Source organism: Limnohabitans sp. TS-CS-82 (assembly GCF_002943475.1).
The window spans coordinates 13,983-34,166 of record NZ_PTQX01000004.1; the positions used below are offsets into that span (position 1 = coordinate 13,983).

A 20,184-nucleotide genomic window follows, 5' to 3' on the forward strand; every position below is an offset into this window, starting at 1 on the left:
ATGAGCAAATTAGCTCAATACTCAGAGCCATTTGGGACTTGGCGTTTAATCCGCTCTAAACCCTGATTTCTTCACAACAGGGCCCCAACGCTTCGCATCTTCTTGCATCGTTTTTTGAAGGTCTGCAGGACTGCCGCCGCTGACCTCAAGACCCAGCGAAGCAAAACGCTCTCGAACTTCTGGGTTTGCCAGCGCCTTGTTCAAGGCTTTGTTGATCTCCTCGATGGAGGACTGAGATGTTTTGGCAGGTGCGTACATCGCAAACCACCCTTGCCCCACAGCATCAGGGAAACCTTGCTCTTTGAAGGTGGGTACATCAGGCATGACCTTGCTACGTTGCGCACCAGATGTAGCCAGCACATTGACCTTCCCAGACTTGGCGTTCTGTTGCCATTCCATCACGACATCAATGCCTGCAGGTGCATGGCCACCGAGTACGGCGGATTGCAAGGCCGCGCCACCATTGAATGGCACATGCACCATGTCAACATTCAGGGCAGAGCCGATCATGACACCGAAGAAATGCGGCAGACTGCCTGCGGCAGGCGATCCAAAATTGGCCTGCTGTGGATTAGCTTTAAGCCAAGCAGCATATTCTTTCAAATTTTTGGCAGGAGAATTGGCTGGCACGGCCAATGCAAAAGAAAAATCACAAACCTTACCAACTGGCGCAAAGTCGGTGTCTGGGTTGTAGCCCAATTTACTGAAAACCATTGGCGCGAGCACAGGCACGACGATGGGTGTCACCATGACGGTATTGCCATCGGGAGCAGCTGACTTCAGCAGGTCAGCAGCCAGTCGACCACCAGCGCCAGGACGGTTGTCTACGATAACTGGGCGCTTGAGTTCGTCTTTCATCTTCTCGGTGAAGATGCGGGTGACCACATCGATCGATACGCCTGCCGGAAAGCCTACAAGTACACGCAAAGTTTTGTCACTTTGCGCATTGGCAGATGTGCTAACCAGCAGTGTTGTGGCCAAAGCCGCCCAGGTAAAAATGTTTCTGCGTTTCATTGGTTTGTCTCCGTTGTGATGTGTTTTAGGTGCAGTGATGAATGAACTTAGTGTCGAGGAAAGCTTCTATGCCTTCGATACCCGATTCGCTACCGAAGCCGCTGTCCTTGACGCCACCAAATGGCGCTTCGGGCACAGATACGCCCATGCCGTTAATGGCCAGACTGCCAACCTCTAGGCGTTCGCTGACGCGATGGATAGCACGGGCGGAATCGGTGAACAGGTAACCAGCCAGACCGTAAGGGGACTGATTCGCTAGCTGCAAGGCGTGATCGATACCGTCAAAAGGGGTAAGCGTCGCTACGGGGCCAAAGGGTTCTTCGACCATGACTGGCGAATCAGGCGCCACATTGGTGAGCACCGTGACGGGAACGAAGAAACCAGACTCAGGACTGTTGCCCTGATGAGATTGCGCGCCTGCTTGCACTGAACGACCAATCAGGTCACGTACTGCAGCAACACGGCGCGCATTCGCCAAGGGCCCCATCTGAGTACCGTTTGCCATGCCATCGCCCAGTACCAACCGTTGACTCGCGCTGACAAAAGCTTCTCTGAAATGGCCTTCGATAGAACGGTCCACATAAAACCGTGTGGGAGCCAGGCAGGCCTGACCGGCATTGCGGAATTTGTGCACAACCATCATGGCTACAGTCTTGTCGATGTCAGCATCCGCACAAACAATGACCGGTGCGTGACCGCCAAGTTCCAGCGTGATGCGCTTGAGGTGTTTGGCCGTCAACTGAGCCAGATGTCGACCAATGGGCACCGAACCGGTGAACGTGACCTTGCGCACGATAGGTGAAGCGATCAGTTGTTCGGACACCTCGGCCGGCACACCGAAGAGCAGCTGCAATGCACCTTCTGGCAGTTCTTCACGAAAGCACTCAACCATGGCAGCCACGCTTGCCGGGGTTTCTTCCGCTGCTTTCAAAATGATTGAGCAACCTGCTGCAAGCGCACCACCGATCTTGCGTGCTGAAAGAACCAACGGAAAATTCCAAGGCGCAAACGCTGCGACCGGTCCCACAGCTTGCTTGTGTACCTGCATGCTGCTGTTGGGCAGTCTTGCGGGAATGATGCGACCGTAGGTGCGGCGCGCTTCTTCGGCATACCACTTGATCAGGTCTGCAGCCATCACACACTCGGCGAGAGCTTCCAACAGTGGCTTACCCTGCTCCTGAGTCAGTAGTGTTGCGATCTCTTCCGTGTTTTGCCGCATGCGCGCTACGCCCTTCTCAAGGCGAGCACAACGCTCATGTGCAGCGACCTGTCGCCAAGCATCAAAGCCAGCTTGCGCAGCATTCAGTGCTTGGTCAATGTCATCGCTGCTCGCCAGATGAAGATGGTCCAGTGTCTGTGCCGTTGCGGGGTTAACAATAGGCATGGTCATGGCGTGACGACCAGCACGCCATTGCCCATTGATCAGCAGCCCCGGAGCTCGGTAGTTCGTAACAGAGTTCATATATTGCGGCCCCCGTCTACGTCCAAACACACCCCAGTCAGATAGGACGCTTCGTCGCTGGCCAAAAACGTGACAGCTGAGGCAACGTCAGCCGGGCGTGTGAAACGCCCCAACGGAATGCGCATCAAGAAACGCTCTCGGTTAGCGGGCGTGTCATCCATACCCATGAAGTCGCCCAGCATGGCGGTTTCACCGATCATGGGGTTGACAGCATTGATACGCACGCCAGACTTAGCGAATTCCAACGCAAGACCTTTGGTGATGTTGATCATGGCGGCCTTGCTACCGCTGTACCAGGACAAGCCTGGACCGGGTCGAACACCTGTGGTGGAAGCCACGTTCACGATACAACCGCTGCCCTGCTTCACAAAGCCAGGCAATACAGCTTGGGCAGCCCAAAAAAGGCTTTTGACATTGACGCGGTAGACGCGATCAAACTCTTCTTCTGTGACTTCCAGCGCGGGTTTGTTGCGATGCGTCGTACCGGCGTTGTTAACCAAGATGTCCAAGCCACCAAAAGCCTGGAAGGTGCTGGTCACCATATTTTCAAAAGAAGCACGATCTGCAACGTCAGCGGCAACACTGGCGGCCTGGCCACCCGAGGCATTGATCTTGTCTGCAATCGCTTGTGCGCCTGCGACATTGAGGTCAGCGACCATCACGCGCGCGCCGGCCTCAGCCATGCGCTGCGCTGTGGCTGCGCCAAATCCGGATGCACCACCCGTCACGATGGCAATTTTTTGATTCAGGTTCATGGGGTTCTCACAAGTTGAAGACGAGCCTGCCGCCACCGCAACGCGAGACGCAGGGAATAAATCGCTGACCAGCCGTTCTTTCTTCAGCATCGAGCACGTTGTCGCGATGGTCTGGTTGGCCTTCGACCAATTGGACTTCGCAGGTGCCGCATAGGCCTTCACGACAGGAAAAAGGATGTTCAATACCCATCCGTTCGAGCGCTTCAAGTGGTGTTTCGCTGACCCCCACTTGAATCGATTGACCGCTTTTGAAGAGCACCAACTCGAATGCTGTGTTACCCGAGTCGTCCTGTGCCTGCGCTTTGAAGCGTTCCATACGCACCGAACTGTCAGGCCATTCGGCAGTGGCAGCTTCGATGGCGTCTAGCAGTCCAGCAGGACCACAGGCATAAACCGCATCCCATGGCGCGCCGCTGAGTAGCGCGTTGATGTCAAGTGGACCGCCTTGCTCCTGGTCAAAATGAAAACGCACGCGCTGCGCATTTAGGGTGATCAGCTCTTCCTGAAAAGCCATGCGACTGGCTGAGCGCGCGCAGGCCATCAAAGACCAATCCATCGAGGCTTGATTGGCTGACTTCACCATGGCGTAAATCGGCGTGATACCTATACCCGCGCCAATGAAGAGCACTCTGTGGTGAGCGGTGGTGTTCAGTGCAAAGAGATTGCGAGGTTCGCTGATGTTCAGCGTAGCGCCAGTGCGCAGCTTGTCATGAATCCAGTCAGAGCCACCACGGCTATGGGCATCTCGTGCCACAGCAATTTGGTAACTTGATTGCTTGGGGTGCCCTTCTGCATTGGTCAGGGAATACTGACGGATCTGACCATTTGGCAGATGCAGGTCAATGTGCGCACCTGGGGCGGCGCCTGGTAGAAGCTGAGCATTCGGAGCTTGCAACTCGATCAGCAGCACATCGCGTGCGATGGCTTGGACCTTGGAGACGGTAGTCTGAATCATGCGCCGTCCGATCCAGCTTCAGCCTTGAGCAGGCGGTCAATCAACCAGCGCGCTTGGTTAAGTCCGCTGTCAGCAGCGATTGGAATCATGGTGCGCTCAGGCACCTGGTCAATGATCTTTTGCTGAGCCTCAATCATCGTTCGGTCCTCTTCAAAAGCCTCAATGACCGACAGGTAAATCGACTCGGTCATCTGTGCGTTGTCGAGCTCGAAGTTGCGAGCCTGACAGAACCAATAGTGGCTGGTGCTCTCGGTCTCGGGTGTTTGAATCGAGGTGTGACGGAACTGCAATGCTTCTGGCACGCGCGTCCCCTCAGGAGCGCCCGTACCTGTTGGTGCAGAGCCAGCGTCCATACGAAGCAGTGCTGGCGGTGACCATTGGTAGATCTGCCAGCGATCCACCTTGCCCTGAAATTGAGCGACCTTCTTATGCAGATTGGGCATCTCATCATTCACGTACCAACGCGTGATGGTGAGCGTGCCGTTACCGTCCGTATCGCGCTCGATAACCGGCTTTAGGCCTGCAGCACTGTCTGTCCCCAGAGTCGTGGGATGAACCCACGCCAGGTGGGTAAAGTCCAACAGGTTGTCCACAATCAATTTGTAATTGGCTTTGTAGTGGATATAGCCCGGCTTCATGCGCCACTGAGGCGAGTCGTGCCAGTGGTAGTCGACGATTTCAGCCGGATTGGCTTTGTCTGAATCACCCATCCAGATCCAAACCAAACGATGGCGCTCTACGACGGGGTAGCTCTTGATGCAGGTTTTGGGCGGGATCTTGTCCTGCCCGGGGATCTCAACGCAGGCACCGCTGGGATCAAACTTGAGGCCGTGATACATGCAACGCACACAGTCGCCTTCCTTGCGTCCCAAATGAAGAGGGGCTGAGCGATGGCAGCAGCGGTTTTCCAGCGCGACGACCTGGTTTCGTGAATCCCGGTATAGCAACACAGGCTCATTCAGTAGGGTGCGGGCCAGCATGCCATCTTGCGGCACTTCAATGTCCCATGCGGCGACATACCAACAGTTTTTGATGAACACAGCGGTCTCCTTTTTTGAGCTACCCCGATTGGCGGCTTCTTAACTTGAGGCAATCCTAGAATCGCGATCTAATAATGAAAATTCAAAAATTAAACCGATTGATCAAAAAAATTGATATAGCAAGGATCAAATGAGACTACCTACGATGCAAGCCTTGGTGCTGATTGAAGAGTTGGGCAGCATCCGGGCAACAGCCCAGGCAATGAACTTCACTCAGCCGGCGTTAACAGCTGCTATCCAACAGCTTGAAGCTGAGCTCAAAGCTCCTTTGCTGGTGCGCAGCCGCACAGGTGTGACCTTTACCAATTTCGGACAGGCTTTCCTGCGTCACGCCAAGTTAATCGTGGCGCAGAGCCGTCGGGCTCAAGATGAAATCGCACAGTTGCGCGGCCACTGGGAGGGCACTGTCAGGATGGCCGTTTCACCAGCCATTGGGCTGGGGCTTTTACCGCAGGCTTTACGGCAGTTCACACTACAGCACCCGAATGTGAAAGTGCACTGCAGAGATGGCCTTTACCCCAATATCGCCCCAGTGATTCGCGATGGAACGCTGGATTTCGCGCTGACGCCGGTACATCGGGTAGATCTTGAAAGCGATTTGGTAGCCGAGCCCTTGTACTCAAGTCAGGTTGTGATCGTTTCAGGGGTGTCTCATCCGCTTTCTCGCGCGACCCGTCTCAAACAACTACAGGACTGTGATTGGGTGATGTCGAGCCCCTCACGAGGCCCTGGCGCCATCATTGAAGAGGCATTTCAGAAAAGCGGGCTACCCGCACCTAAGGTAAAGATGTTGTGCGAGTCATTTCTTGCCTTACCCGCTGTTGTGGCGGCATCCGATCACTGGATGACGACCATGCCTCGTATTCTTTTTGAAAACAGTCCTTTCAAAGAACAGTTGTGCATAGTTCCTATCCAAGACGAATTGCCTAGCCCTCTGATCTGCACCGTCCGTCGCCATGATCTGCCTCTGACTCCAGCGGCCATGCAGCTAATTGGATGGATACAGCACTACGCTTTAAAGAGGTTGGATAAAAAGGCGAGCAAATAGGCATCAGCCAGGCGTGTGTGACGACTTAGCCATGGGCTTGCATTCATTTGCACCATTTCGATGGCTGCTTCTGTCCGATGGCTTCTGTCCGATGACAAACCCGACGGTTTGCGAAAGTCTGGATTAGGCTGGAAGCAGACCTTCCATGAGTCCAACCGCTGCAAAGCAGACACTGAAATCAAAGCGCCAAAAGTCTGTTTGAATTCAATTTGTACCGGCCAATTCAGTTTTAAAAACTGAACGCCCCCAGATCAGCAAAAGCGCACACAAGCACCACCCCGCCGTGCACCGCTTTGGCGCACACCCCTTGGCGCGTGTCTTGCTAGATCAAACGCATGTCCATACACGCCGCACTCCACCACGTCACCCACTACAGCTACGACCGGCTGGTCGAACTGGGCCCGCAAGTGATTCGCCTGCGCCCCGCGCCGCACTGTCGCAGCCACGTGATTTCTTATTCCCTCAAGGTTGAGCCTGCGCATTTCATCAACTGGCAGCAAGACCCGTTTGCCAACTACCAAGCGCGCTTGGTGTTCCACGAGAAGACCACCGAGTTCAAAGTCACGGTCGATTTGGTGGTCGAAATGGCGGTGTACAACCCGTTCGACTTCTTCTTAGAGCCACACGCCGAAAAGTTCCCGTTCAGCTACAGCAAAGCCTCGGCCACGGAGCTGGCGCCTTACTTGGCCACATCGTCGCTGAAGCACAAGCTCAAGGCCTACGTCGAGTCGCTCGACCTCAAGGCGATGAAGCGCGACCCCATTCGCACCATCGACTTCCTGGTGAAGATCAACCAAAAGCTGCACACCGACATTGCGTACACCATCCGCATGGAACCCGGCGTGCAAACGCCTGAAGAAACGCTGACGCTGCGCAGCGGCTCGTGCCGCGACAGTGCTTGGCTGCTGGTGCAAATGCTGCGCCACTGCGGTTTGGCGGCGCGTTTTGTGTCGGGCTATTTGATTCAGCTCGCCCCCGATGTGAAGTCGCTCGACGGCCCCAGCGGCACCGAGGTCGATTTCACCGACTTGCACGCGTGGTGCGAGGTGTATTTGCCGGGCGCAGGCTGGGTGGGCTTAGACCCCACGTCAGGCTTGCTGGCAGGCGAAGGCCACATTCCGCTGGCCTGCACGCCGCAGCCATCGAGCGCCGCACCGATTGAAGGCTTGGTGGACGAAGCCGAGGTCGAGTTTGGCCACGAGATGAAAGTCACCCGCGTGCTCGAATCACCCCGCGTGACCAAGCCCTACACCGAAGAACAGTGGACCGAAGTGCTGGCCTTGGGCGACGAGGTGGACCGCCGCTTGAACGAAGGCGATGTGCGCCTGACCATGGGCGGCGAGCCCACCTTCGTGGCCGTGAACGACCGCGACGCACCAGAATGGAACACCGATGCCCTCGGACCGACCAAACGCGGTTTTGCCACCGAATTGGTGCATAAGCTGCGCGCCGAATATGGCGACGGCGGTTTCTTGCATTTTGGCCAAGGCAAGTGGTACCCCGGCGAGCAACTGCCCCGCTGGGCGCTGGGCATTTACTGGCGCACCGATGGCCACCCGTGCTGGCACAACCCCGACTTGTTTGCCGACGAGCGCGTGCCCAGCCACTACACCACCGAAGACGCGCAGCGCTTCACACAAACCTTGTCGCACAAACTCGGCGTGGGCGACCAACACATCACGCCCGGCTATGAAGACACTTGGTACTTCCTGTGGCGCGAGCGTCGTTTGCCCATCAACGTCGACCCGTTTGACGCCAAGCTCAGCGACGAGATGGAGCGTGTGCGCCTGCGCCGCGTGTTCAGCCAAGGCCTCGACAAAACCGTGGGTTACGTGCTGCCCCTCAAACCCAGCGAACACGGCATCGGCCCGCGCTGGACCAGCGGCCCGTGGTTCTTGCGCGACGAGCGCATGTACCTCGTGCCCGGCGACTCGCCCATGGGCCTGCGCCTGCCGCTCGACTCCCTGCCTTGGGTCAGCGAGGCCGACTACCCCTACGCCATCGAGCAAGACCACTTTGCCGAACGCCAAGCGCTGCCCCATGCGGCAGCGCTGAAAGCGCAGTATTCGCACCACGCCCGCCACACGCATTTCAACGCTCACGTGGCCGGTGGCGGCATGGCGCAAGGCGGCACGGTGGGTCTGCAAACCGGCATGGGCGGCGAGGGCTCAGGCTCCAACAAATTTGCGCCCGGCACCGCCCACGCCGTGCCCGCCAAAGACCAATCGGCGCACTGGATCACCCGCACCGCCATTTGCGTGGAAGTGCGCGACCCTGCACGCTCGAACGGCCCCTCAGTCGAACTCAAAGCGATGGAGAACCCACAAGGCGTGATCTATGTGTTCATGCCCCCGCTCGGCCACCTCGAAGACTATTTGGAGCTGCTCAGCGCCATCGAAGCCACCGCCGAAGAACTGAACGTGCGTATCGTCTTGGAAGGCTACGGCCCGCCGCGCGATGTGCGCCTGAAAGTGCTGCAAGTCACGCCCGACCCCGGCGTGATTGAGGTCAACATTCACCCCGCGCACAACTGGCTGGAGATCGTCGAGCACACCGAGTTCTTGTACCAAACCGCGTTCGAGTCGCGCTTGTCCGCCGAGAAGTTCATGACCGACGGCCGCCACACCGGCACGGGCGGCGGCAACCATGTGGTGATGGGCGGAGCCACGCCGTCAGACAGCCCGTTCTTGCGCAAGCCAGAGTTGCTGGCCTCGCTGATCTTGTATTGGCACAACCACCCCTCTTTGAGCTATTTGTTCAGCGGCATGTTCATCGGCCCCACCAGCCAAGCGCCGCGTGTGGACGAAGCGCGCAACGACCAAATCTACGAACTCGAAATTGCGTTGGCCGAAATCAACCGCAACCGCGAGAAGTTTGGCGCCGACATGCCCCCGTGGATCGTCGACCGGACCTTGCGCAACTTGTTGATCGATGTGACCGGCAACACCCACCGCAGCGAGTTTTGCATCGACAAGTTGTACTCACCCGACTCGTCCACCGGACGTTTGGGCCTCTTAGAGCTGCGCGCGTTTGAGATGCCACCCCACGCCCGCATGAGCGTGGTGCAGCAACTGCTGCTGCGTGCCTTGGTGGCGCGTTTCTGGGAGAAGCCTTACCAAGCCCCCGCCACGCGCTGGGGCACCGAGCTGCACGACCGCTTCTTGCTGCCGCATTTCGTCAAGGCCGACTTTGACGATGTGCTCACCGAGTTGGGCGACACCGGTTTTCAGTTCGACCCCGCTTGGTTTGCGCCGCACTTTGAGTTCCGCTTTCCGCGCGTGGGCGACTTGCAAACGCTGGGCATCAACCTCACGCTGCGCAACGCGCTGGAGCCATGGCACGTCATGGGCGAAGAAGGCTCCAGCGGCGGCACCGTGCGCTATGTGGACTCGTCGCTGGAGCGCATCGAAGTACATGTGGCGGGACTCAACCCCAGCCGCCACACCATCACCGTCAACGGCCGCCCCTTGCCGCTGCAACCCACGGGCACCGTGGGCGAGTACGTGGCGGGTGTGCGCTACCGCGCTTGGGCGCCGTCGTCGGCCCTGCACCCCACCATCGGCGTGCATGTGCCGCTCACGTTTGACGTGGTCGACACCTGGATGAAGCGCTCGGTCGGCGGCTGCCAGTACCACGTCGCCCACCCCGGTGGCCGCAACTACGACAGCTTCCCTGTCAACGCCTACGAGGCAGAAAGCCGCCGCTTGGCGCGCTTCTTCCCGCTGGGCCACACGCCGGGCAAGTTGGATGTGCCGCAAGCCACCGTGGGCGTGCCCGCCAGCAAAGAGTTTCCGTTCACCTTGGACTTGCGACGGTCGTAAGCGCCACATGCTGCGACCACGAGGCGGTGAGACAATGCGGCCACTGTGCCTACGCCTCACCCAACCCCTGCTGCTGCCACCCCTTCACCACGTTTGGTCGACGTGCTGAAGGGTCTGGCGCGCCCCGCCGACAACGGGCACTTCGATGAGTTGCAAGGCGCTTGCGCCGCCGCGTCGGCCAAAGCGTCAGACGCCAAGCACGCGGCAGAAGCGCTCGCACCGCCGTGGCAAACCTTCTTCGACCAGTTGGGCACCATGGGCTTGGACGACCTCGACCGTCGCGCCCACACCTTGGCCCGCCAAGTGCGCGACAACGGCATCACCTACAACGTGTACGCCAGCCAAGGCGGCCCACAGCGGCCGTGGGCGCTGGACCTGTTTCCGCTGATCATCACCCCCGAGAGTTGGCAGCAAATTGAAGTGGGCGTGCAACAACGCGCCCGTTTGCTCGAACGCGTGATGGCCGATGTGTATGGCCCACAACAGCTGTTGCGCGAAGCCATGATTCCGCCTGCCTTGGTGCAAGGCCACCCCGGCTACTTGCGTGCCATGCGTGGCGTGGCGCCTGTGGGCGGCACGCACCTGCACATTGCCGCGTTTGACTTGGCCCGTGGCCCCGACGGCCAATGGGCCGTGGTGTCGCAGCGCACGCAAGCGCCGTCAGGCTTGGGCTATTTGCTCGAAAACCGGCTGCTGATTTCGCGCCAATTCCCGCAAGCGTTTGAGGCCATGCACATCCAGCGCTTGGCCGCGACTTACCGCATGTGGGTCGAATCGCTCAAAGCGCACAGCCCCGCAGGTGCCAACGCCCATGTGGCTTTGCTCACGCCCGGCCCCTACAACGAAACCTATTTCGAGCACGCTTACCTCGCCCGCTATTTGGGCTTGAGCTTGGTCGAAGGCAGCGACCTCACGGTACGCGACGAGCGCTTGTACCTGCGCACCCTGCGCGGCTTAGAGCCCGTGCATGTGCTGCTCAAGCGTTTGGACGACGAGTTTTTAGACCCGCTGGAGCTGCGCGCTGACTCCACCTTGGGCATCCCCGGTTTGCTGCAAGCCGTGCGTGCTGGCAACGTGGTGGTGGCCAATGCGCCGGGTTCGGCGTTTTTAGAGTCGCCCGCCTTGTTGGGCTTTTTGCCCGCACTGAGCGAAAAGCTGCTGGGCGAAACCTTGCAACTGCCCGCGCTCGACACGTGGTGGTGCGGCGAGCGCGCAGCGTTGGCCTCGGTCCTGCCCTTGCTCGACAAGATGGCCATCAAGCCCACCTACCCCGGCTCGGCCAGCCACGGCAGTTTTGATGCGGCCTTGGGCCGCACGCTCAGCCAAGCGCAACGCGACGAATGGGTGGGCCGCATCACCCGCCAACCCGACCGCCACACGCTGCAAGCCTACGTGCCGCTGTCGCAGATGCCCACGTGGAAAAACGCGCAAATGGGCGTCGAGCAGCGCTCGGTCATGCTGCGCGTTTTCGCATTGAGAGACAGTGCCAACTCATGGCGCGTGTTGCCCGGCGGCTTGGCACGCATCGCCGCACCCGAGGCGCAAATTGCCTCGATGCAGCGCGGCGGCAGCAGCGCCGATGTGTGGGTGCAAACCGACGCCGATGTGGACCGCACCAGTTTGCTCAACAAGAGCCTCACCGCCTCGACCTTCACCCATCGCCAACGCATGGTCACCAGCCGCGCCGCTGAAAACCTCTATTGGCTAGGCCGCTACACCGAACGCAGCGAAAACATGGTGCGCTTGGTACGTCTGTGCCTCGAAGCCCTCAACAGCGAAGACCCCGCCTCGCCCAGCCTCTGGACGTGGCTGCAACAACTCAGCCGCCGCCAAGGCCTCATTCCGGCGGGCGTGCCCTCGGCCCAAGCGTCAGCGGCAGAGGAATCGGCCCACACCTCCACCCCCAGCATGGGCGCACGCCGACGCGTGTTTGAGCGGACCCTCATCGCTTGCCTCGACGACGACACGCACGCCACCAGCGTGGGCTACAACCTGCGCGCCTTGCAGCAAGCCGCAGCGTCGCTGCGCGAGCGCTTGTCGCCCGAACACTGGAACGCCATCGTGCATGGCGTGGAGCAATTCAGCACCGACTGCGCACTGATCGTGAAGCAACCCGAGTTCTCGACCATCCAAGCGCTGCAAGCCCTAGACGCCGCCAGCTCCGCCTTGGCCGCCATCACCGGCGCCCAAACCGACCGCATGACGCGAGACGACGGCTGGCAGTTGCTCAGCATTGGCCGCCATGTGGAACGCTTGGGTTTTTTGTCTGCCGCGCTCGACTTGGCGGTGGAAGTGGGGGCATTTGAGTCGCACCACGACGACGCCTCACAGCCTTGGGGCACCGAAAACAGCTCGCACTTTGTCGCCTTGTTGAGCTTGTTTGACAGCACCATCACCTTCCAAGCCCAGTACCAGCAAAGCCGCGAACTGGCCCCGCTGATTGAGCTATTGGTGCAAGACAACGACAACCCGCGCTCGCTCGCATGGGTCACGCGCAGCCTGCGCTCGCGCTTGTCCAAGCTCGCCGCCACCCCCATGGGCGAGCCCGATGCGCTGGCCCGCTTGGTGCCCAACCTGCAAGCCCACGAGGCCCCCGAGCGCAACTTGACCCACACATTGGCGTATTTGTGCGAGGCAGATGCGCACGGTTACCACCCGCATTTACGCGCTGCGCTGACCGAATGCATGCAAGCGGCGTGGCAAGTGTCAGACGCCATCTCGGCCCGCTACTTCAGCCACACGCAAGACGGCGACAGCGTCGGCGCTTGAGCCCCAAGGCTACTTTCACATGCTGCTGCACATCACCCACACCACCCGCTACCACTACGCGCCGCAGGTTGAAACCGCGCAACACATGGCGCATTTGCTGCCGCGCAGCTTGCCCTCGCAAACGGTGCATGCGGCCGAGTTGGTCATCTCGCCCAGTCCGCACGCACGCAGCGACAGCGTGGACGCCTTTGGCAATGTGCGCACCTTTTTCTCGCTGCCCCTGCCGCATGAGGTGATGCTGATTGAAGCGCGCAGCACGGTGGACACGCACTTCATGGACTACCCGCCTGAAAACGCCCAGCGCACACCCGCGTGGGAAAACGTGCGCCACCATTTTTTGTACCACTCGGGCTCAGCGTGGGACGCCGCTACGGAATATGTGTTCGCCTCCACGTACGTCGAGCCTCACCCCCAATTTGCCGACTACGCCCGCGCCAGCTTTGTGCCCGCCCGCCCCGTGCTGTTGGCCGCGGTGGACCTGATGTCGCGCATTCACCAAGACTTCACCTACGCCAGCGCCAGCACCGACATCAACACGCCCGCGTTAGAAGCACTGGAGCGCCGCGAAGGCGTGTGCCAAGACTTCGCGCACATTTTGCTGAGCTGCTTGCGCACCCAAGGTTTGGCGGCGCGCTATGTCAGCGGCTATTTGCTGACCGAAGTGCCGGAAGGCCAAACCCGTTTGATCGGCAGCGATGCCTCGCACGCGTGGGTGTCGGTGTACGTGCCTGACGCCTTACCCGACGGGCACGAAGGCCACAAACAAGGCTTGCTCGCCACGCAAGGCCAATGGTTTGACCTCGACCCCACCAACGACCGCTGGGGCTTGAACTCGCCCGGCATCGACTACGTCACCTTGGCCCTAGGCCGCGACTACGCCGATGTGTCGCCCGTGCGCGGCGTGATTCACGGCGGTGCCAGTCACACGCTGGACGTCGGCGTCACGGTGCAGCCAGCGACGGAGTTGGCGGCCTTGGCCACCGCCTCGCAATCGCAAAGCCAAAGCCAAAGCCAAAGCCAAAGCCAAAGCCAAGGCAACGCGCTCTGAGCGGTTGTTCGCTACGCTTGAGCATCGCCCAGCGCTCTTAAAATTGCGGGATTCAAACCGAGGAATTTCCCATGAGCGTGTACGACCAACTTCAAGCCCTGAACATCACCCTGCCCCCCGTGGCTGTGCCCGCCGCCGCCTATGTGCCGTTTGTGCAAACCGGTAACTTGGTGTTTTTGAGCGGCCACATTGCCAAGCAAGACGGCAAAGTGTGGACCGGCCAATTGGGCAAAACCATGCAAACCGCGGAAGGCGCACAAGCCGCACGCGCTGTGGCCATCGATTTGCTGGGCACCTTGCACGCCGCCGTGGGTGACTTGAACAAGGTCAAACGCATCGTGAAAGTGATGAGCTTGGTCAACTCCAGCCCCGACTACACCGAGCACCACTTGGTGACCAACGGCTGCAGCGAACTCATTGGCCAAGTGTTTGGCGACAAAGGCGCGCATGCACGCAGCGCATTTGGCGTGGCACAGTTGCCGCTCGGCGCTTGCGTGGAAATTGAGCTGATCGCTGAACTCAATTGACGTACAAAACCCAAGCCCATGAACAGGCTTGGGTTCGCAAGCCAATCACGTTGCTTAATTTCGCAAGGTCACTCGTCAAAGTCCCACATCTGGTGCAGGTCTAAGCGAATCATGGCCTGCAGCGCCACGGCCTCTAACTGCATGCGTTCGGCGGCATTGAGGTTGTCACTGGCCAAGCGGTCCATCATCAGCACCTCCGACAAGCTGCCCTCGCCCAAGGCGTAGCCTTTGCGTGCTTTGTCTGCGGCTTGGGCTTGACGCGCAGCCGCCGATTTCAACCACTCGGTGGCGTTGCGTTTGTGCAGCAGTTGCTGCCACATGCCGTCAAACGTGGCGCCGAGTTGTTGCTCGGTCCAACGCACTTGGTCTTCGGCGGCTTGTGCATCGGCAGCAGCGGCCACGGCGTGGTGTGAGCGCGCATCGCCCGACAAGGGCATGGACAGCATGACACCCGTCACTTGCTCTGCCCCCGCCCGCTCGCGTGCTGTGAACAGGCCCACGGTCGGGTCGGGCAAGCGGTCACGCGAGGCACGTTGCGCAGACAAACGCAAACGCTGCGCATCCACGCGCAACATATTGAGCTCATGGTTTTTCTCCAAAAACTCTTGGCGCTTGTCAGCCATCGCGACGTTTGCGCCTTCAGGCCAAGCCGGTAATGCGGGTTTGCTGTCCACAGAGTTGGACGGGTTACGCGTGGTTACAACGCGTGACTTATCGCCCAACTTATCGCCCGTTTCGACACTCAAACCATTCATGTCCGCACGAGGCAGTTCGACGGTCGGGTAACGCCTAGACAACGCCGAAGCCGTCGTGGCCAATTGCGCCTGCGCCACAGCACGCGCGGCGCTGATGCGGTCCAACTCAGCTTGGGCCAACTCGGCATCGAGCTTGGAAATTTCGCCTTGCTTGAGTTGACTTTGCGTGAGGCGCTGCATCTGCGCAGCCAAGACGAAGGTGGTTTGCGCATTTTTAAGATCGGCCTGCGCACGCAGATGTTCAAACCACAGTTTGAGCAACTCGCGGCTGCCTTCATGCAGCGCATCGGCATAAGCAATGTCGGCCAAGGCTTGGGTTTGTGCAGCCAAATCGGCGTCCATGCCACGCTTGCCCCACGCGCGCAACGGGCGCTCCAAGCTGAGCATGGACTCTTGAACGCTCACACCCGGCCCCACCTCGCGTCGGCGCTGTGCCGTGGCACGCACGGTGAATTCGGCCGTGCCCGCCGCAATGCCCTGCGCCCGCGCACTCAACGCATCGCGACGCGCACGCGCACCTTCAATCAAGGGGCTGGTCAGCAACGCGTCTTTCACAGCGGCTTCAGCAGGCAAATACGACTGCAACACGGCGTCAGAAGAACCAGCAACCTGTGCCTGTGCAAAGCCCATGCCGAGCATCAGCAACACGCTGCCCCACACATTGCGCTGCAAAGCCCGATGTTTCACCGCATTTTTCATCGCTAGCTTCATGATTTTCTCCAAGGCAACAGGCGCGCCAAGTGTGACCAAGGCACAGACGCCATGCCCCCAAAACGCTCAAACAATTTGGGCAAGAGCAACAAAGTCAGCAAGGTGGAACTGAGCAAGCCGCCCGTCACCACAATCGCCAAGGGCCTTTGAATTTCAGAGCCCGGCCCGGTGGCAAACAGCAGCGGAATCATGCCCAAAGCAGTGATCACCGCGGTCATCAGCACGGGGCGCAAACGACGCTCGGTGCCGAGACGCACCACCACATCCATGGCTTCGCCATCAAGCAGCCGCTCGTTGAAATGCGTCACCATCACCACACCGTTGAGCACGGCAATGCCCAGCAAGGCGATGAAGCCCACCGATGCAGGCACAGACAAATACTCGCCCGACACGGCCAGCGCCACCACGCCGCCCACCAAAGCAAACGGAATGTTCAAAAAGATGATGCCCGCCTGAATGGCCGAGCCAAAGGTGAACACCAAGATGGTGAAGATGAGCACCATCGCCGCCGGAATGACCAGCCCCAAACGCGCAGCCGCACGTTGCTGGTTTTCAAACTGGCCGCCCCACACCACGCGCAATTCGGTGGGCAATTTCAAAGCCGCCACGGCTGCTTGTGCGTCTTGCACAAAGCCCGCCAAGTCGCGGCCATCGACCGACACTTGAATGCTGGTGAAGCGCGCGCTTTGCTCGTGGTTGACGCGAATGGGGCCATCGACCATGCGAATGTCGGCCAAGGCACTGGCCGCCCACACGCGCCCATCGGGTGCCGCCAAAGGCAGGTTTTTGAACGCCTCCGCACTTTGACGCGTGGCCTCGTTGCCTTTGAGCATGAGCGGCGTGCGCACCCCGTTTTGCAACACATAGCCCAAGGCTTCGCCTTCGACTTGGTTTTTAAACGCCTGCTGCAAACCTTCCACGCTGAACCCCGCTTGGCCGATGGCCGTGCGGTTCAGCCCCACCGTCAAATACTGCAAACCTTCAGCCTTGGGCGCGATCACTTCGGCCGCGCCGGGCACTTGGCGCACGGCATCGGCAATCTGATGTGCGGCGGTGTTGATGGCGTTGAGGTCGGCCCCAAAAATTTTGATGGCCACATCGCCCCGCGTGCCGGTGAGCATTTCAGACACGCGCATTTCAATCGGTTGGGTGAAGCCGTAGACCAAGCCCGGAAAGCCGTCGAGCACGGTGCGCAGGCTGTTGATGATGTCGTCTTTGCTGCCGCGCCACTCGGCTTTGGGCTTGAGCACCAAGAAGGTGTCGGTCTCGTTCAGCCCCATGGGGTCCAGCCCCAACTCGTCTGAGCCCACACGCGCCACGATGGACTTGACCTCGGGCACGGCTTGCAAAATGGCTTGCTGCACGCGGGTGTCGATCTCCAACGACGCGTCCAGCGAGATGGACGGCGTTTTCTCCAGCTGCACCAAGATGTCGCCCTCGTCCAGCGTGGGCATGAAGGTTTTACCAATCTGCGTGTACAAGCCCACCGCGACCACCAACGACAGCAGCGACACGCCGTACAACCCCTTGGGCGAAGCCCACACGCGCTCACGCAAGCGCAGGTAGCCCGCATGAATTTTTTGCATCAACACGGGTTCGTGCGCGCCCTCTTCTTTGAGCAACAGCGACGCCAAAGCCGGAATGACGGTGAAGGCCAGCAACAAGGAGGCGCCCAGCGCCATGATGATGGTGATCGCCACCGGCGCAAACAACTTGCCCTCCAAACCCTCCAAACTGAGCAAGGGCAAAAACACCACCGCAATGATGAGCACGCCTGCCACCACGGGCTTGACCACTTGGCGCACCGCCGCCAGCAAGATTTCGGTCTTTGACAAACCGTGACCGGGCTGGTGCGCGGCAAATGCGGTTTCGATGTTTTCCACCACCACCACGGAGGCATCGACCAACATGCCCAGCGCAATCGCCAAGCCGCCCAAGCTCATCAAGTTGGCAGTCAACCCAAAGCTGCGCATGAGCATGAAGGTGGCCAACAGCGACAGCGGCAAAGCCACCGCCACCACCAAAGCCGCACGCATGCCGCCCAAAAACACATACAAGGTGATGCACACCAGCACGGCCGCTTCGACCAAAGCGTGGATCACCGTGTCGGCTGCGCGGGTGACCAACTCGCCTCGGTTGTAAAAGGTTTTCACCGTCATGCCCTTGGGCAAACGCGGCTGCAGTTCTTGCAACTTGGCGTCGACTTCTTCCACCAACTGACGGGCGTTGACGCCGCGCATGCCGAGCACCAAGCCCTCTACCGCTTCGCCTTGGCCATCGTGGGTGACTGCGCCGTAGCGCGTGAGTGCACCCAGCTTCACCGTGGCCACATCGTCCAGTTGAACGGTGGTGTTGCGGGCGGTGGTCAGGCGCAGGGTGCGCAAATCGTCCAGCGTTTGGATGGCGCCTTGCACGCGCACCACCAAGGCTTCGTCGCCCGCAGTGAGACGGCCTGCGCCGTCGTTGCTGTTGTTAGCGAGCAGCGCTTGGCGCAAGTCGCTCATGCCAATACCCAAAGCAGCCAGCTTGGCGTTGTGGGGCACCACCTCAAAGGTTTGCACTTCGCCACCCAAGGCGTTGAGGTCGGCCACGCCGGGGATGGTGCGCAATTCCGGGCGTATCACCCAATCGAGCACGCGGCGTTTCTCGGCCAAGCTGAAGCCCTCGCCTTCCAAGGTGAACATGAACACCTCGCTCAGCGGCGTGGTGATGGGGGCCAAGCCACCGGTGACGCTCGCAGGCAGATCGCGCAGCACGCCATTCAGACGCTCGGAGACTTGTTGACGCGCCCAATACAGATCGACGCCTTCGTCAAAGTCGATGGTGATGTCGGCGATGCCGTACTTCGAGATCGAGCGCACGATGCGTTTGTTGGGAATGCTCAACAGCTCTTGCTCAATCGGCTTGACCACGCGCTGCTCCACCTCTTCGGGGGTCATGCCGGGGATTTTGAGAATCACCTTTGCCTGCGTGGGCGAGATATCGGGAAAGGCGTCGATCGGCAAATTCAGCCACGCGTGAATACCGGCCACCAACAGCAAGCCAGCACAGGCCAGCGTGAGGCTGCGAAACCGCAGGCTCCAACGGATGAGGGTTTCAAACATCACTCGTCCTTTTGCAACAAGGCGCGCAAGGAGGCGATGCCCGTGGTGGCCACTTGCGTGCCCGCAGGCCAAGCCGCCTCGACCAGCGACACATCGTCGGTGGCCGAAATCACATGGACGGCTTGTGCGTCAAAGCCTTGGGGCTGCACCACAAACAGCCACGGCTTGCCGCGCCACTGCGTGATGGCCCGCGAGGGCACCAACCATTGCGATTGCCCCGCCGTCAAAGGCTTGGATTTGGCGTGCACCGTGACGGCAACAAACTCGCCCACTTGCAAGTTGCCGCGTTGCGTGACCACCGCGCGCGCGCGCGCCGATTGCGACGCATCTACCGCGCGGCTGACCGCCAACACTTTGGCTTTGGCGTCGCGCGCGGCAATGCTCACCTCGTCGCCCACTTGCAGCTGGGCCGCTTTGTCGTTCGACAGTTGCAGCTCCAATTGAAGCTGGCTGGCATCGGCCAACTTGAACAACACGGCGCCAGCTTCGACGCGCTGCCCGACCGACGCAAACGCCTCCAACACCACACCCGACAAAGGCGCATTCAGCACACCTGTGGCATAACCGGCAGCGGCGCCGTCAAAGCGCATGCCAGACGCGGCCAACTCAGCCTCACGCGATTTCAAGAGCGACAACGCGGCCTCTTGCTTGGCGCGGCTCAGCTGCAAACGCACGGCGGGGATGATGCCTTCGTCCAACATGGCTTGGTCACGCTGCGCTGCGGCGCTGGCGGTTTTGTAGTCGATGGCCGCTTCGTTCAAAAGCCGACGCGCGTCACCCAGCATGGGGCTGGTGAACTGCGCCAAAGGTGCGCCGCTTTTCACAACATCGCCGACACCCACCATCAAGCGCGACAGTTGCCCAGCGTAGGGCGCTGAAACCGTGAAGGCTTTGCCAGGCGGCGTGACCACCGTGGCACTGGCCAGCACTTGGCCTTTGCCAGAGGCTTGCACCGGTGCCACTTGCACGCCCAATGCGGCTTGCTGTTTGGCGTCCAGCAACAAACGCGTGGGCGGCAAAGACTTCGGGTCGGGGGCTTGCGCATGCGCCAACGCACCCAAGACACACAGCGCCAACAGACTTAATTTCAATGAATGGAACATCACGAACTCGCTTCTAGATTTCAAATTGTCAAACCCAAGACACGTCACACAGGCGTGCGCTGAGACGATGAA

The 20,184-nt window shown here is 59.8% G+C and carries 13 protein-coding genes; 5 read left to right on the forward strand and 8 right to left on the reverse strand.

The window, feature by feature from the left end; all coding sequences use genetic code 11:
• Positions 1-45: 45 nt before the first annotated feature.
• The 5 genes from C5F52_RS09915 to C5F52_RS09935 are packed head-to-tail and all read right to left on the reverse strand — an operon-like array spanning position 46 to position 5,226.
• Positions 46-1,014 carry a Bug family tripartite tricarboxylate transporter substrate binding protein gene (locus C5F52_RS09915; RefSeq protein ID WP_104798209.1) on the reverse strand — a complete coding sequence of 323 codons (969 nt, stop codon included), beginning with the start codon at positions 1,012-1,014 and terminating at the stop codon, positions 46-48.
• 25 nt (positions 1,015-1,039) lie between these two features.
• The gene (locus C5F52_RS09920; RefSeq protein ID WP_104798210.1) at positions 1,040-2,476 is read right to left on the reverse strand and encodes an NAD-dependent succinate-semialdehyde dehydrogenase; all 1,437 of its coding nucleotides are present in this window, start codon (positions 2,474-2,476) and stop codon (positions 1,040-1,042) included.
• Positions 2,473-3,231, reverse strand: a complete 759-nt coding sequence (locus C5F52_RS09925; protein WP_104798211.1) for a glucose 1-dehydrogenase — start codon at positions 3,229-3,231, stop codon at positions 2,473-2,475. Before C5F52_RS09925 ends, C5F52_RS09920 begins: the two co-directional genes overlap by 4 nt.
• 7 nt (positions 3,232-3,238) lie before the next feature.
• The gene (locus C5F52_RS09930) at positions 3,239-4,186 is read right to left on the reverse strand and encodes a PDR/VanB family oxidoreductase (RefSeq protein ID WP_104798212.1); all 948 of its coding nucleotides are present in this window, start codon (positions 4,184-4,186) and stop codon (positions 3,239-3,241) included.
• A complete protein-coding gene (locus tag C5F52_RS09935; RefSeq protein ID WP_104798213.1) occupies positions 4,183-5,226 on the reverse strand; it encodes an aromatic ring-hydroxylating dioxygenase subunit alpha in 1,044 nt (347 codons plus the stop codon). Before C5F52_RS09935 ends, C5F52_RS09930 begins: the two co-directional genes overlap by 4 nt.
• Positions 5,227-5,371: 145 nt before the next feature.
• On the opposite strand from C5F52_RS09935, the gene C5F52_RS09940 reads away from it, so the two are divergent.
• The 5 genes from C5F52_RS09940 (at position 5,372) to C5F52_RS09960 (ending at position 14,439) form a co-directional block, all read left to right on the forward strand.
• On the forward strand, positions 5,372-6,274 hold the full coding sequence (locus C5F52_RS09940; protein ID WP_161499678.1) for a LysR substrate-binding domain-containing protein: 903 nt from the start codon (positions 5,372-5,374) through the stop codon (positions 6,272-6,274).
• A 335-nt stretch (positions 6,275-6,609) separates the two neighbouring features.
• On the forward strand, positions 6,610-10,095 hold the full coding sequence (locus C5F52_RS09945) for a DUF2126 domain-containing protein (RefSeq protein WP_104798215.1): 3,486 nt from the start codon (positions 6,610-6,612) through the stop codon (positions 10,093-10,095).
• A gap of 45 nt (positions 10,096-10,140) precedes the next feature.
• Complete coding sequence (locus C5F52_RS09950) at positions 10,141-12,864, forward strand: circularly permuted type 2 ATP-grasp protein (RefSeq protein ID WP_236657814.1); 2,724 nt, start codon at positions 10,141-10,143, stop codon at positions 12,862-12,864.
• Between the two features lie 19 nt (positions 12,865-12,883).
• Complete coding sequence (locus tag C5F52_RS09955) at positions 12,884-13,912, forward strand: transglutaminase family protein (protein WP_104798216.1); 1,029 nt, start codon at positions 12,884-12,886, stop codon at positions 13,910-13,912.
• Positions 13,913-13,983: 71 nt separating this feature from the next.
• Entirely contained in the window at positions 13,984-14,439 is a 456-nt protein-coding gene (locus tag C5F52_RS09960; protein ID WP_104798217.1) for a RidA family protein, read from the forward strand.
• A gap of 68 nt (positions 14,440-14,507) precedes the next feature.
• Here the strand turns inward: C5F52_RS09960 and C5F52_RS09965 are convergent, their stop codons facing one another.
• From C5F52_RS09965 to C5F52_RS09975, 3 genes are read right to left on the reverse strand one after another with little or no spacing between them, the layout of a single operon-like run.
• Positions 14,508-15,905: a TolC family protein gene (locus C5F52_RS09965; protein ID WP_146100063.1), complete on the reverse strand. Its 1,398-nt coding sequence runs from the start codon at positions 15,903-15,905 to the stop codon at positions 14,508-14,510.
• Positions 15,902-19,009, reverse strand: coding sequence for an efflux RND transporter permease subunit (locus C5F52_RS09970; protein ID WP_104798219.1), 3,108 nt, complete (start codon positions 19,007-19,009; stop codon positions 15,902-15,904). The genes C5F52_RS09965 and C5F52_RS09970 overlap by 4 nt, the downstream gene beginning before the upstream one ends.
• Positions 19,009-20,112 (reverse strand): efflux RND transporter periplasmic adaptor subunit, encoded by a 1,104-nt coding sequence (locus C5F52_RS09975; RefSeq protein ID WP_104798220.1) that lies wholly within the window; start codon positions 20,110-20,112, stop codon positions 19,009-19,011. The genes C5F52_RS09970 and C5F52_RS09975 overlap by 1 nt, the downstream gene beginning before the upstream one ends.
• Positions 20,113-20,184 lie beyond the last annotated feature (72 nt).